The sequence below is a fragment of the Amycolatopsis echigonensis genome, assembly GCF_002846615.1.
GTDB lineage: Bacteria > Actinomycetota > Actinomycetes > Mycobacteriales > Pseudonocardiaceae > Amycolatopsis > Amycolatopsis echigonensis.
This window is the reverse complement of record NZ_PJMY01000003.1, coordinates 2,257,948-2,271,426: the sequence shown is the minus strand read 5'-3', so window position 1 is coordinate 2,271,426 and position 13,479 is coordinate 2,257,948. Positions and strand designations below refer to the sequence as shown.

The 13,479-nt window shown below is 71.6% G+C and carries 13 protein-coding genes and 1 pseudogene; 12 read left to right on the top strand and 2 right to left on the bottom strand.

Going from position 1 to position 13,479, the window contains the following annotated elements:
* Positions 1-88: 88 nt before the first annotated feature.
* The 12 genes and pseudogenes from ATK30_RS15370 (at position 89) to ATK30_RS15315 (ending at position 11,234) form a co-directional block, all read left to right on the top strand.
* Positions 89-1,327 (top strand): sensor histidine kinase, encoded by a 1,239-nt coding sequence (locus tag ATK30_RS15370; RefSeq protein WP_101436179.1) that lies wholly within the window; start codon positions 89-91, stop codon positions 1,325-1,327.
* Positions 1,324-2,013: a response regulator transcription factor gene (locus ATK30_RS15365; protein WP_037353511.1), complete on the top strand. Its 690-nt coding sequence runs from the start codon at positions 1,324-1,326 to the stop codon at positions 2,011-2,013. The genes ATK30_RS15370 and ATK30_RS15365 overlap by 4 nt, the downstream gene beginning before the upstream one ends.
* A gap of 215 nt (positions 2,014-2,228) precedes the next feature.
* A complete protein-coding gene (locus ATK30_RS15360; protein ID WP_101436178.1) occupies positions 2,229-3,212 on the top strand; it encodes a Ppx/GppA phosphatase family protein in 984 nt (327 codons plus the stop codon).
* 148 nt (positions 3,213-3,360) lie between these two features.
* Positions 3,361-5,070 carry a hypothetical protein gene (locus tag ATK30_RS45610; RefSeq protein WP_208637348.1) on the top strand — a complete coding sequence of 570 codons (1,710 nt, stop codon included), beginning with the start codon at positions 3,361-3,363 and terminating at the stop codon, positions 5,068-5,070.
* Positions 5,071-5,104: 34 nt separating this feature from the next.
* Complete coding sequence (locus tag ATK30_RS15350) at positions 5,105-5,908, top strand: sugar phosphate isomerase/epimerase family protein (RefSeq protein WP_101436177.1); 804 nt, start codon at positions 5,105-5,107, stop codon at positions 5,906-5,908.
* Between the two features lie 184 nt (positions 5,909-6,092).
* Positions 6,093-6,239 (top strand): annotated as a pseudogene (locus tag ATK30_RS15345) (sugar phosphate isomerase/epimerase); the annotation flags it as partial.
* Between the two features lie 161 nt (positions 6,240-6,400).
* Positions 6,401-7,231 (top strand): thioesterase family protein, encoded by an 831-nt coding sequence (locus ATK30_RS15340; protein ID WP_101436175.1) that lies wholly within the window; start codon positions 6,401-6,403, stop codon positions 7,229-7,231.
* A gap of 110 nt (positions 7,232-7,341) precedes the next feature.
* Entirely contained in the window at positions 7,342-8,154 is an 813-nt protein-coding gene (proC, locus tag ATK30_RS15335) for a pyrroline-5-carboxylate reductase (RefSeq protein WP_101436174.1), read from the top strand.
* 232 nt (positions 8,155-8,386) lie between these two features.
* Positions 8,387-8,602, top strand: a complete 216-nt coding sequence (locus tag ATK30_RS15330) for a helix-turn-helix domain-containing protein (RefSeq protein WP_101436173.1) — start codon at positions 8,387-8,389, stop codon at positions 8,600-8,602.
* Between the two features lie 197 nt (positions 8,603-8,799).
* The gene (locus ATK30_RS15325; protein ID WP_007030867.1) at positions 8,800-8,901 is read left to right on the top strand and encodes a 30S ribosomal protein bS22; all 102 of its coding nucleotides are present in this window, start codon (positions 8,800-8,802) and stop codon (positions 8,899-8,901) included.
* Positions 8,902-9,162: 261 nt separating this feature from the next.
* Complete coding sequence (locus tag ATK30_RS15320; RefSeq protein WP_101436172.1) at positions 9,163-10,209, top strand: NAD-dependent epimerase/dehydratase family protein; 1,047 nt, start codon at positions 9,163-9,165, stop codon at positions 10,207-10,209.
* Positions 10,206-11,234, top strand: a complete 1,029-nt coding sequence (locus tag ATK30_RS15315) for a lysophospholipid acyltransferase family protein (RefSeq protein WP_101436171.1) — start codon at positions 10,206-10,208, stop codon at positions 11,232-11,234. Before ATK30_RS15320 ends, ATK30_RS15315 begins: the two co-directional genes overlap by 4 nt.
* 83 nt (positions 11,235-11,317) lie before the next feature.
* On the opposite strand, the gene ATK30_RS15310 is transcribed toward ATK30_RS15315, so the two are convergent.
* A complete protein-coding gene (locus ATK30_RS15310; protein ID WP_167442178.1) occupies positions 11,318-12,226 on the bottom strand; it encodes an HAD family hydrolase in 909 nt (302 codons plus the stop codon).
* A 130-nt stretch (positions 12,227-12,356) separates the two neighbouring features.
* Positions 12,357-13,448: a DUF5667 domain-containing protein gene (locus tag ATK30_RS15305; protein WP_167441918.1), complete on the bottom strand. Its 1,092-nt coding sequence runs from the start codon at positions 13,446-13,448 to the stop codon at positions 12,357-12,359.
* Between the last annotated feature and the right edge of the window lie 31 nt (positions 13,449-13,479).

Genomic DNA, 13,479 nt, shown 5'->3' with positions numbered 1-13,479 from the left:
CGAATATGTACCCCTCAGGTGTCACTCGCCTCACGACAGGGCTTCCAGGACTAGGCCGGAAGGCTACCGGGATGCTTACGATTCCCCCGTGACCACGCCTGTTGTCCTGCTGACGGCTATCGGCGCTCTTGTCGTCGGCGCGGTCGCCGGGTTCCTCGCGGCCAGTGCCCGGGCCCGGCGCGAGGCGGCCCGGCCCGTCGGCCCCACCGTCGCGGAGCTGCTCGAACGGCTGATCCGCTCCTCCAACAACGGCGTGATCGTGCTCAACCGGTTCGGCGACCTCGTGCTGCACAACCCGCGGGCCTACGAACTCGGCCTGGTCCGGGTGAACCAGGCCGATCCGCGGGCGCGCAAGGCCGCCGAGCAGGTGGTCGAGACCGACGAGGCGATGGAGGTCGACCTCTCCCCGCTGGAGAATCGCGGCCGCCGCCAGCCCGAGGCGGTGCTCGGCGAGGTCCGGCCGCTCGGCGACGGGTTCACCGTCGTCGAGGCCGTCGACCACTCCGAGGCCATCCGGCTGGAGGCGGTCCGCCGCGACTTCGTCGCCAACGTCAGCCACGAGCTGAAGACCCCGGTCGGCGCGATCGCGCTGCTCACCGAGGCCGTGCTGGACGCCGCCGAGGACGTCGAGGAGGTCCGCCGCTTCGGCGGCAAGATCCTGCGCGAATCCACCCGGCTCGGCCAGCTCGTCACCGAGCTGATCGCGCTGTCCCGCCTCCAGGGCGCCGAACGGCTGCCGGACCTCAACGTGGTCGAGGTCGACGCCGTCGTGCGCGAGGCGCTCGGGCGCACCACGCTGTCCGCGGAATCCGCCGACATCACCATCACCACCGACACGCCGAGCGGCCTGCTCATCGAGGGCGACCGGACGCTGCTGGTCACCGCGCTGTCGAACCTGCTGGAGAACGCCGTCGCGTACTCGTCGGCGGGCAGCCCGGTGTCGATCTCGCGCCGGCTCGCCGACGGCATGGTCGAGATCGCGGTGACCGACCGCGGCATCGGCATCGCCGAGGACGAGCAGCAGCGCGTGTTCGAGCGCTTCTACCGCGCGGACAAGGCGCGTTCGCGCGCCACCGGCGGCACCGGGCTTGGATTGGCGATCGTGAAACACGTCGCGGCCAACCACGGCGGTTCGGTCGGCCTCTGGAGCCGTCCCGGCACCGGGTCGACCTTCACCCTGCGCATCCCCGCGCACGTGCGCACCGAACCCGCCGACACCGCACGCAAGGCCGCGCCCGCGCGGCCGGACAAGACCCCCGAGCGGACACCCCGGCTCGTGGCAACCGGGCAGGAAATCTCCAGCCCAGACCATGGAGGAAACCTGTGACGAGGGTTCTCATAGTCGAGGACGAAGAGTCCTTCGCCGACCCGCTCGCTTTCTTGCTGCGCAAGGAGGGCTTCACCGCCGCGGTGGCGGCGACCGGCCAGCAGGCGCTCGAAGAGTTCGACCGCAACGGCGCCGACATCGTGCTGCTCGACCTGATGCTGCCCGGGATGAGCGGCACCGACGTGTGCAAGCAGCTCCGGCAGCGCTCCGCGGTGCCGGTGATCATGGTGACCGCGCGCGACAGCGAGATCGACAAGGTCGTCGGCTTGGAACTCGGCGCCGACGACTACGTGACCAAGCCGTACTCCGCGCGGGAGCTGATCGCGCGGGTGCGCGCGGTGCTGCGCCGCGGCGGCGAGCCGGGCAGCGACGGGGAGCTCGCGCCGCTGGTGCTGTCGGCCGGACCGGTGCGGATGGACGTCGAACGGCACGTGGTGACCGTGGACGGCGGCGAGGTTTCGTTGCCGCTCAAGGAGTTCGACCTGCTGGAGTACCTGCTGCGCAACGTCGGCCGGGTGCTCACCCGCGGCCAGCTGATCGACCGGGTGTGGGGCGCGGACTACGTCGGGGACACCAAGACGCTGGACGTCCACGTGAAGCGGCTCCGCTCCAAGATCGAGCCGGACCCGGGTTCGCCGCGGCACCTGGTGACCGTGCGCGGGCTCGGCTACAAGTTCGAGACGTGAGCGGTTCCCCGGCGGACGAGGGGTCGGCCGGGGCGTCGGGAACGGCCGGACAAGGGCCTCGTGCGGGAAGCTAAGTCCCGCAAGGGGCCCTTCGCGGCTTTTGTCCGGGTTTCAGCGCACACTGTGCCGGTTCGCGCACGCTGAGTTGGTGTCGATCCGAGTGGAGTTGGTTACAGTTTCGAGACCTGGCACTGGGACCGGTACGCTGAATCCTCGTGCGCCTAGGGGTACTCGACGTCGGTTCCAATACCGTCCATTTGCTCGTGGTCGACGCCCACCGTGGCGCCCACCCGACCCCGATGCACTCCGAGAAAACGATGCTGCGGCTGGCCGAACAGCTCACCGGATCCGGCGAACTGAGCCGCTCGGGCGAGGACGGCCTGGTCCGGGCGGTCGAATCGGCCAAGGCCGCGGCGGTGCGGCTCGGCTGTGAGGACGTCATGGCGTTCGCGACGTCCGCGGTGCGCGAGGCGAAGAACTCGGCGAAGGTGCTAGCCCGGGTGGCCGCGGAGACCGGCGTCGACCTGCGGGTTCTGTCCGGCGAGGACGAGGCGCGGCTCACCTTCCTCGCGGTGCGCCGCTGGTACGGCTGGTCGGCCGGGAAACTGCTGGTGCTGGACATCGGCGGCGGTTCGTTCGAGGTCGCGATGGGCCGCGACGAGGAACCCGAGCTCGCCGTGTCGCTCCCGCTCGGCGCGGGCCGCACCACCCGCACCCGCTTCCGCCACGACCCGCCCACCCGTTCCGAGGTCGTCGCGACGTCGGCCTGGCTCGAGGACCAGCTCGCCGGGCTCGCGAAGAAGGTCGCCGGACTGGGCCTGCCGGACCGGGTCGTGGCCACCTCCAAGACGTTCCGCTCGCTCGCCCGGCTGACCGGGGCGGCCCCCTCGGCGGCGGGCCCCCGCGTGCGCCGTACGCTCACGGACACCGCCCTTCGCCAGCTCATCGCCTTCATTTCGCGGATGACCGCGGCGGACCTGGCCCAGCTGGAAGGCGTCAGCGGGAGCCGGTCGCACCAGCTGGTGGCGGGCGCGCTGGTGGCGCAGGCCGCGATGCGGGCACTCTCCCTCACCGAGTTGGAGATTTGCCCCTGGGCGCTGCGAGAGGGTGTCATCCTGCGGCGGTTGGACCACGCCAACGGCTCGGACGAAGCCGGGTCCGCGGTCGCCGGCGTTTCGGCGAGCGGGGAGGACCGGTGACAGCAGCGGACTGGACTTGGCCGACGAAAACCAGGCACGGTGAAGAGGTGACGGACATGCACTGCACGGTGTCGATCGCGCGCGGCTCCGGAGGCAGGTGTGCCCGAGTGACCACAACCAACCCCGAGCGCGCTTTGGACAGCACGGTATGACGGACCAGACCGGCGGCGACCAGCCCCAGAAGACCGTGGCCGAACTGCTCGCCCAGCACGGGCAGCAGGTCGACGGCGGACGGCGACGCAGGCGCAGGGCGGCCGATGACGAGGACGAGGCCGCCCCGCGGCGCTCGGGTCTCACCGACACCGGACCACAGGCGATCATCGACCGGGTGGCCTCCGAGGGCGGGACCCCGCCGCCTCCTTCGCGTCCCCCGGGCGGCCGCCGCCGTCCGGACGCGGCCCCGGCCCCGCGGCCCGCTCCGCAGGAGTCGGGCCAGTACCCGCGTCCTGGGCAGCAGCCTTCGGGCCAGTACCCCGCGCCGCAGGACTCCGGGCCGCCGCCGATGAACGGCCAGCCTTCCGGGCAGTACCCGGTGAACGGCCAGCAGGATTCGGCGTACGTGCGTCCCCCGGCTCCGCCGCAGGAGTCCGGGCAGTACCCGCGGCCGTCCAACGGCCAGCAGGATTCGGCCTACGCGCGCCCGCCGGCTCCGCCGCAGGAGTCGGGCCAGTTCGCCCGTCCCGCGCCGCCCGCGGCCGGTCCGCAGAGCACGGGCTACGTGCGTCCGCCCGCACCGCAGGAAACCGGCTACGTGCGTCCGCCCGCGCCGCCGCAGGAGTCCGGGCAGATGCCCGTGCCGCCGCGCGGCCGCCCGCCGCGTCCGCAGGCCGCCGACGAAGAGACCCGCGACGCGGTGCCGCCGCTCCGCCGCCGTCCGGCCCCGCAGCCGCCCCAGGCTCCGCCGCCTCCGCCGGACGCCGGGCTGGCCGCCCGGCTCGACGGTCTCGACGGCGACACCCCGGAACCGCCCGCCGCGCCGATGGCGAGCGGTGCGTTCCCGGCATCAGGGGCTCCGAACCGGCCTCGGCGTGCTCCGGCCCGCCGTCCGGCTCCGAAGCAGGAGCCGCACACCGAGCAGTTCGACGCGGTCGACGGCCCGCCCGCCGAGGGCGTCGCCGAGGACGCGCCGCCCGCGGGTCTCGCCGGCTGGCGTCAGCGCCGGCAGGCGGAGCAGTTGGAGGACACCGAAGTCGGCATGATGCCGGCCGTCCCGCCCGCCGGGGCGAAGCCGGAACCGGCCGAGGAGTACGCCGAGGACGACTACGTCCACGACGGCTACGAGGACGAATACCCGCCCGCCGCCGCGGATTACGACGCGGGCCCGCCGACCGCGGGCTACCCGGCGCCGATGCCGTTCGCGCCGGGCGGCAAGGACCCGGTCGACGACGACCTGGCCGAGTACGAGCGCGAGTTCGCCGAGCCGTCGGGCTACCCCGAGGGCCAGCCGGACTTCGAGGGCGACGACGGCTACGGGTACGAGCACGCCGAGGGCTACGAGCACGCCGAGGGTTACGCCGAAGGCGACGAGTACGACGACTACCCCGAGGAAGCCGTCGCCGAGGACGCTTCGGAGGCCGAGCCGGAACCCGCGGTGTCCGCGGGCAAGCAGTGGCTGACGCTGGCCGGACAGCTGGCGCTGGGCGTCGTCGGCGGGGCCGCCGTGTGGCTCGGCTTCAACTGGCTGTGGGTCAACCTCGCGCCCGCCGCGCTCGTGGGAGCGCTGCTGGTGATCGTCGCGCTGGTCTGGATCGTGCGGAAGATCCGCCGCGCCGAGGACCTGCAGACGACGCTGCTGGCGATTCTCGTCGGACTGGTGGTGACGGTGTCGCCCGCGGCACTGTTGCTGGTGGCCAAGTAGTCCGCCGCCGAGGACGCTGGGGCAGGATGGGCGCGTGACTGAGAGCGCGCCCGTCCCGGTGGGTTTGAGCACTGCGTCGGTCTGGCCGCTGCGCGCGGGCGCGGCGTTCGAGCTGGCCGCGGACCTCGGCTACGACGGCGTCGAGGTCATGGTGTGGGCCGATCCGATCAGCCAGGACGTTTCGGCGATCCGGCGCTGGTCGCAGCGCACCGGGATGCCGGTGCTGTCCGTGCATTCGCCGTCGCTGCTGATCACGCAGCGGATCTGGTCGCCGGACCCGGAGGTGCGGCTGCGCCGGTCCGTGGACGCCGCGCTGGAACTCGGCGCGCGCACGGTCGTGGTGCATCCGCCGTTTCGCTGGCAGCGCCGCTACGGTGACGCGTTCGGCGATCTCGTCGACGAACTGGAGGACACCAGCGGCGTCGACGTCGCGGTGGAGAACATGTTCAAGGTCCGCCCGCCCGGCGGCTCGCGCGACGCGCGCGTGTCGGCATTTCGGCCCTCGATCGACCCCACCGACGTCGGATTCCGGCACTACACCCTGGACCTGTCGCATTCGGCTGCGGCGCGTATGGACGCGCTGGCACTCGCCGACCGGATGGGCGCGGGATTGAGTCACGTCCATTTGGCGGACGGCACTGGCATTCCGAAGGACGAGCACCTGATCCCCGGCCATGGCGGGCAGCCGTGCGCTGAGTTGCTGGAAAAGCTGGTCAGCGATGGCTTTTCCGGTCAGGTGGTGCTGGAGGTCAACACGCGGCATGCGACGGGTGCGGCGTCGCGGGCTCGGGCGTTGGCTGAGGCGTTGTTGTTCGCCCGGTTGCATCTCGGGCAGTGATCTGTGGGCATGGTCCGGCAGTCGCGCTGGAAAGCTGGTCATCGACGGCGTATCCGGCCAGGTGGTGCGGGGGTCAAGACAAGGCGAGTGGCTGGTCGTCTGGCCGCGGGTAGGGCTGTGTGTTCCGCGGTTGATCTGCCCGTTCAGGAGCTGCGATTCCGTCGATCCCGGGCCATGGCGGGCAGCCGAGTTGCTGGAGAAGCTGGTCAGCGATGGCTTTTCCGGCCAGGTGGTGCTGGAGGTCAACACGCGGCACGCGACGGGTGCGGCGTCGCGGGCTCGGGCGTTGGCTGAGGCGCTGTTGTTCGCCCGGTTGCATCTCGGGCAATGATGCGCGGGTGATCTTGCTCGGCTGTCCGGGCGGTCCCTGCCCGGCTCGGCTCGCAAAGGCGGCCAGGCACCGTAAAGTGCGGGCGTGACCTCGCTGCCATCGCCGTCTCCAGAATTCCCCGGACCCGGTCCCACGCGCCGTATCGCCGTGGCCGGTCGTCCGTGAGCGCGGCCGACGACACCGCGACCGCCTTCGACGCGGCCACCGCAGTCCGGTCGCTCGGGGACGGCACGTTCACCGCGACGTTGCGTGCGGAATGGGCGATCGGTGTCCATCCGCACGGCGGATTCTTGGTGGCACTGCTGGCAAAAACCGCCGCCGCGGCGTTGCACGAACGCGGGGACGCGACCGTCGACCCGCTCGCGGTGAGCACCGAATTCCTGCACGCACCCGCGCTCGGCCCGGTGTTGCTGCGCGCCGACGTGCGCAAGGTCGGCCGCCGGGTGTCGGTCGTCGCGGTGTCGCTCGAACAGCGCGGACGGGCTTGCGTCGAGGCGAGAATCACGGTCGGCCGGTTGCCGATGCGCCGCTCCGAATGGACCGACGTGCCGCAAATGCCCGCCGAACCGCCGTCGAGCGCGCCGCAGGTCGGCAAGGACACCCCGGAAGGCCCCTTCCACCTGTCCGCCGCCTGCGACGTGCGGCTGGACCCGGCGACCGCGGGATTCCTGTCCGGACGCACCGGCGACCCGCCCCGGCTGCGGATGTGGGCGCGCCCCCGGGCCGGCCAGCCCGACGCGTACTTCGCGCTGCTGGCCGGGGACCTCAACCCGCCGGTGGTGGCGAACCTCGGCAGGCACGGCTGGGCCCCCACCGTCCAGATGACCTCGCTGCTGCGCACCCGCCCGGCCCCGGGCTGGCTGCGGATCCTCGTCGAGGCGCGCTCGGTGCACGAGCCGTGGTTCGACTCGGACGCGACCGTCGTGGACGCGCAGGGCCGTCTCGTCGCGCAGGTGCGGCAGCTGGCGCTCGCCCCGGCACCGGGCGGCTGAGCCGGGTTTGGCACGCTGAAGCGCATGAGCGCAGCGTGCAAGCGAATCATCGTTATTCATGGCGTCGCCTCCAGGGCAACCAGCGTGAAACTCCTCACGGAGGCGGCGGCATGAGTGTGATCGCGGTGCTGGGTGCGGGAAAGATCGGCGAAGCCCTGCTGTCGGGGCTGCTCAACGGCGGCCACGCGCCAGGCGACCTGCTCTTCACCGAGCGGTACGAGGAGCGGGCGCGAGAGCTGGAGACGCGCTACCCGGGCATGAAAGCGGCGACCGTCGCGGACGCGGCCCGGCGGGCGGACATCCTCGTGGTGGCGGTGAAGCCGCAGGACATCGAGCCGGTGCTGGACGAACTGGCCCCGCTGCTCGGGACGTCGTCGCTGGTCGTCTCGCTGTGCGCGGGACTGCCGACCGCGCTGTACGAGCGCCGTCTCGCCGAGGGTGTCCCGGTCGTCCGCGTGATGCCGAACACTCCGATGCTGGTCGGCGAGGCGATGAGTGCGATCTCACCCGGCAAGCACGCGACGCCGGAGCACCTCGCTACGGTCAAGGAGCTGCTGTCGCACGTCGGCCAGGTCGTCGAGGTGCCGGAGCGGCAGCAGGACGCGGTCACGGCGCTCTCCGGATCCGGTCCGGCGTACTTCTTCTACCTGGTCGAGGCCATGATCGACGCGGGCATCCTGCTCGGCCTGCCGCGCGCGCTGGCCGGGCAGCTGATCATCCAGTCGGCGGTCGGCGCGGCGAAGATGCTCGCCGAAGGCCAGGACCACCCGGTGCTGCTGCGCGAGGCGGTGACGTCCCCGGCCGGGACGACCATCAACGCGATCCGGGAGCTGGAGAAGCACGGCGTGCGCGCGGCGCTGCTCGACGCGATCGAGGCCGCCCGCGACCGGTCCGAGGAGCTGGGCCGCGCCCACGAAAGCTGATCGCGGGGAGCCGCCGATCGTCCTGACGCCGTGGCGGGCCGATCGGCGGATCCCGGCAAACCGGACAGTGCTCCGCCGTCTGGGCTAAGCGAAGCCCCAGGTGAGGGCCCATCCTGGTGACAGGCGTCGCACGAGTCCCACCTGTCCCGCTACCCTCGGAAGAGCACGTGCGTGTCGATACCACAGGTGGGGAAGCCTCGTGGCGCGACACGTGTCGAAGGACGCGGTAAACATGTCGCCGAACAAGAAGGAGGATTTGCCCTCGGTCGGGCAGGTCCAGTTTTTGACAGTCGCCGAAGTGGCCACGCTGATGCGGGTCTCGAAGATGACCGTGTACCGCCTGGTGCATTCGGGCGAACTTCCCGCGGTCAGAGTCGGGAAGTCCTTCCGGGTGCCGGAAAAAGCGGTGCACGAGTATCTGCAGGGCGCTTACTTCGACGTCGGGTAAGGGCTCCGCGCGGCCTCGCCGCTTCGTTGAGCGCGGTGGTGGGGCGGGGCCTGGGCGGTCGCCGGGCATGCGTCAAACCATGCCCGCCGACCGGCCCGCGCCGGGACGCTAGTAGCCTGGTAAACCGCTCGTGCCTGTGCGCTCCACCCGTTGGACGCTGCGCCGGGCAGCGTGACCGACGACCAAGAGGAGCGCCCATGGGTTCCGTGATCAAGAAGCGCCGCAAGCGCATGTCGAAGAAGAAGCACCGCAAGCTGCTGCGCCGTACGCGCGTGCAGCGGCGCAAGGCCGGCAAGTGAGCCGTCCGCGCGGCTAGCGTTTCGTGGCCCGTCCAGTCTCTGGACGGGCCACACTCATGTTCGGGCCCTGGTGCGCCCGATCGAGTGAGGTGCGTATCGCAATCCGGACGTCGCTGTTAAAACCAGGTAAGCGCTGGTCAGAAGGTCGTCCGAGGCCGGTAACATGGCGGGGGCATCAGCGCGATGCTTTCAGCGAGTGCAGGTTCGCGCACCCCGAGTGATCATTCCGTCTTGCCGCACTGCTGCCGATCAGGGAGTTCCATGGCCTCGAACATCGTGCTCGTCACCGGGGTCGCCGGAGAACTGGGCGGGAAGCTGCTCGCCCGGCTCGGCGCCCATCCGGATCTCGAGCGGGTGATCGGCGTCGACACCGCCCCGCCTGCCAAGGACATCCAGCAGCGGATGGGCCGCGCCGAGTTCGTCCGCGCCGACATCCGCAATCCGCTCATCGCGAAGGTGATCAGCAGCGCCGAGGTGGACACCGTCGTGCACACCTCGTGCACCGCGCATCCGGCCGGGCCGAGCCGGCGCGCGGCGGTCAAGGAAGTCAACGTCATCGGCACGATGCGGCTGCTGGCGGCGTGCCAGCGCGCGCCGAAAGTGCGCAAGCTCGTCGTGAAGTCCAGCGCCGCGGTGTACGGCGCGGGCGCTCGTTCGCAGGCGGTGTTCACCGAGGATTCGGAGCTGATCCCGCCGTCGTCCAGCGGCTACGCGAAGGACGCGGTGGAGATGGAGGGCTACGTGCGCGGCCTCGCCCGCCGCCGCCCGGATCTGACGATCACCCTCCTGCGGTTCGCGAACATCATCGGCCCCGAGGTCGACACCGTGCTGGCCCGGTACTTCTCCCTGCCGGTCGTGCCGACGGTTTTCGGGTACGACTCCCGGCTGCAGCTGGTGCACGGTTCAGACGCGCTGTCAGTGCTGGAAATGGCGACCCTGGAAGAGCGGCCGGGCGTGTTCAACGTCGCCTCCGAGGGCGTGCTCACGCTGTCGCAGGCGATCCGCCGGGCGGGCCGGGTCGGGCTGCCGATGCCGCGCGCCGTGGTGCCGTCGGTCGGGAAGCTGCTGCGCGGCGCGCGGCTGGTCGATTTCTCCGCCGATCAGGTGCGGCTGCTGAACTTCGGCCGCGCGGTCGACATCACGAAGCTCAAGAAGGAATTCGGGTACACGCCCCGCTGGACCACCCGCGAGGCGTTCGACGACTACGTGGCCGGCCGCGGCCTGCGTCCGGTGCTCGACGGCGGTGCGCTGGCCGGGCTGGCCGGCAAGGTGCTCGAGGCCGCCGCCACCGGACAGGCGCGCCGATGAACCCCGCGACGAGGGCCGGAAGTGAGGCGAATCCCGTGAACGGTGCCGAGGCACAGGTCATTCCGCTGCATGGACCCGGCCGGGAGAAGCCGGCTGAGATCCCCGCGCAACCCGAGCCGCGCGCCGAGGCGCCGGTCGTCGAGTTCCCGGCGCAGCCGTCCGGCCCGGTGCGCGAGCCCGTCGCCGATCCGCTCTCGGAGTCGGTGCGGAGCGCGCTCACGTTCCTGCGCCATCGGCTCACCGGCGACTACGAGGTGGACGAGTTCGGCTTCGACTCCGAGCTCACTGACACGCTCGTGCTGCCGCCGCTGCGCGCGCTGTACGAGAAGTGGTTCCGCGTCGACACCTTCGGCGTCGAGAACCTGCCGAAGGCGGGCGGCGCGCTGCTGGTGTCCAACCACTCCGGCACCTTGCCGCTCGACGCGCTGATGACCGCGGTCGCGGTGCACGACGAAACCGGCGGACGGCATCTGCGCGGCCTCGGCGCTGACCTGGTGTTCAAGTTGCCGCTGGTGGGGTCGTTCGCGCGCAAATCCGGGCAGACGCTCGCCTGCAACGCCGACGCCGAACGCCTGCTGACCAACGGCGAACTGGTCGGCGTGTGGCCGGAAGGGTTCAAGGGCGTCGGGAAGCCGTTCTCCGCGCGGTACAAGCTGCAGCGCTTCGGCCGCGGCGGCTTCGTGTCCGCGGCGATGCGCGCGGGCGTGCCGATCATCCCGGTGTCCGTGGTCGGGGCGGAGGAGACGTATCCGAAGATCGGCGAGCTCAAGGTGCTGGCGCGGCTGTTCGGGCTGCCGTACTTCCCGGTCACGCCGTTCTTCCCGCTGCTGGGCCCGCTCGGCGCGGTGCCGCTGCCGACGAAGTGGAGCATCGAGTTCGGCGAGCCGATCCGCACCGACGACTACGGCCCGGACGCGGTCGACGACCCGATGCTGGTGTTCACGCTCACCGACCAGGTGCGCGAGTCGATCCAGCACTCGCTCTACGGCCGGCTTTCCCAGCGGCGCAGCGTTTTCCGCGGCTGAGCTTCACCCGGGCAGCTGCGCGCCGTGGCCGAGCACCGGATCGGCGGAGGGTCGAGGCGACCGAGGTGCTCGACTGATCAGGATCAGCGGCGGCGGTAGGCCATCCCCGCGGCGACCGCCCCCGCGACCGCGCCCGCGCCGAGCACCGACGGGACGCCGATGCGGGCGGCTTTGCGGCCGGTGCGGAAGTCGCGGATCTCCCAGCCGCGGGCGCGGGCGACTTCCCGCAGGCCGCTGTCCGGGTTGACCGCGACCGCGGTGCCGACGACCGACAGCATCGGGACGTCGTTCTGCGAATCCGAATAAGCCGTGCAGCGCTTGAGGTTCAGGCCTTCCCGCGACGCGAGCGCGCGAACCGCGTGTGCTTTCGCGCGGCCGTGCAGCATGTCGCCGACCAGCCGTCCGGTGTAGACCCCGTCCTTGGTTTCCGCGACCGTGCCGAGCGCGCCGGTGAGGCCGAGCCGGCGCGAGATGATCGCGGCGAGTTCGATCGGGGTCGCGGTGACGAGCCACACGCGCTGGCCCGCGTCGAGGTGCATCTGCGCGAGCGCGCGGGTGCCGGACCAGATCTTGTCCGCCATCAGCTCGTCGTAGATTTCCTCGCTCATCGTGGTGAGCTCCTCGACCGTGCGACCGGCCACAAAGGACAGCGCACGCTCGCGGTGGGTTTTGATGTCGGCCTTGTTCTCGCGCCCGCCGATGCGGAACTTGACCTGGTCCCACACGAAACCGGCGAGGTCGGCGGAGGTGAAGAACTTGCGCGCGGCCAGCCCGCGGGCGAAGTAGAAGATCGACGCGCCCATCATCATCGTGTTGTCCACGTCGAAGAACGCGCCCGCGGTGAGGTCCGGCGGCGCGGGCGGAACCGTCGTCGCCAGCTGCGCCGAAGAGGACGCGGCCTCCGCCGACGCTTCTCCGGCGAGCGTGGCGAGCCGCTCCAGTTCCTGACTCTTATCCTTGCCACGCCAAGCTGACACGCACACCGCCTCCAGGTTCGGGCACGTCCCGGCGGACGACGCCGACCGGGTCCTGCAGCACAGGGTAGCGACCGTGCGACTCACCCGTTGGAGATGTGGCCAGCACCTCGGACAGGGGTTGCCGGGCCTTCCCCGACCTCGGGCGTCAGCCGATGACGATCGGCGGAAGCCCGGGCACCAGCGGCGGGACCGAGACGACCGGCGGGGGCGCGGGCCGGGTCGGGATCCGGGGCGGGGTCGGGGCGGTGATCGGCGGCGGGACGCTCGGCGGGGTCGGCGTGCGCGGGACCTCGCTGGTCGTCCGTGTCGGGGCCGGCGTGCTCGGGCTGCCGCTGGCGGTCGGCGACGACGCCGAGCGCGCCGGAAGCGGGGCGTCCGTCGGCGGGACGCTCGACTCGGGAGCCGGGGGAGGGCTGCTCGGCGTGGAACCGCCGGGCGACAGCGGTTGCTGCGTGCACGCGCCGCGCGCCGGCAGCAGGCCCAGTTCGTCGGTGGTGCCGGTGGTGATCTGGTAGCAGCTCAGCCGCGAGCCGAGCGCGGACGTCCGCTGCTGGACCCGGTCGAGCAGGAGGCGGGCCTGCTGGAAGCCCTCACGCGCGGACTCCGGGACCCCGGCCTGTTCCGATTCCAGCTGCCGCGACTGGCTCTGCGCCCAGGACTCCAGCGACGTCAGCCCGGTGCGGTTGCCGCTCGTGGTCGCCAGCTCGGTGAATTCGGCCACGCCCGCGCGGACGTCGCTGCCGAAGTCGTGCAGAGCGGTTTGGTACGCCGCCGGAGCGGCGTCGTTCATCCGGCCCAGTTCGGTGACGCGGTTCGCGGCGAACCTCAGGTGCTTCTCGGCCTTGGCTTCGTCGCCGAAGGTCAGGCCGAGCGACGTGACTTCGCCCGCTCGCTTCACGCTGTACAGCGCGTCTCCGGGGAGGGCGTCTCGCGAAAGCAGCAGCGTGAGCCCGCCCAGTCCGAGGATCAGCGCGATGCCCGCGGCGGCGAGGTCGGCCATTCGCGGACGCCACCGCCGACGCGGAAGAGGTTCGCCGATACGGCCTTCGATCTCCGCGCGAATCCGTGCTCGGGTCGCGGGGTCGGGGCGGCCTGCCTGGCCCAGTTCGCGCAGCGCGCCGACGAGGGCCAGCTCTTCGGCGAACTCCTCCGGCTGCTCGCCGCGGGAAGCATCGATCGCGTCGTCGAACCGTTCGCTCTCGGTCCGACCACGCGAAAACCACCCGGGCACGCCCACGGTGCTGCTCCGTCTCACCCAACGCCCGGCC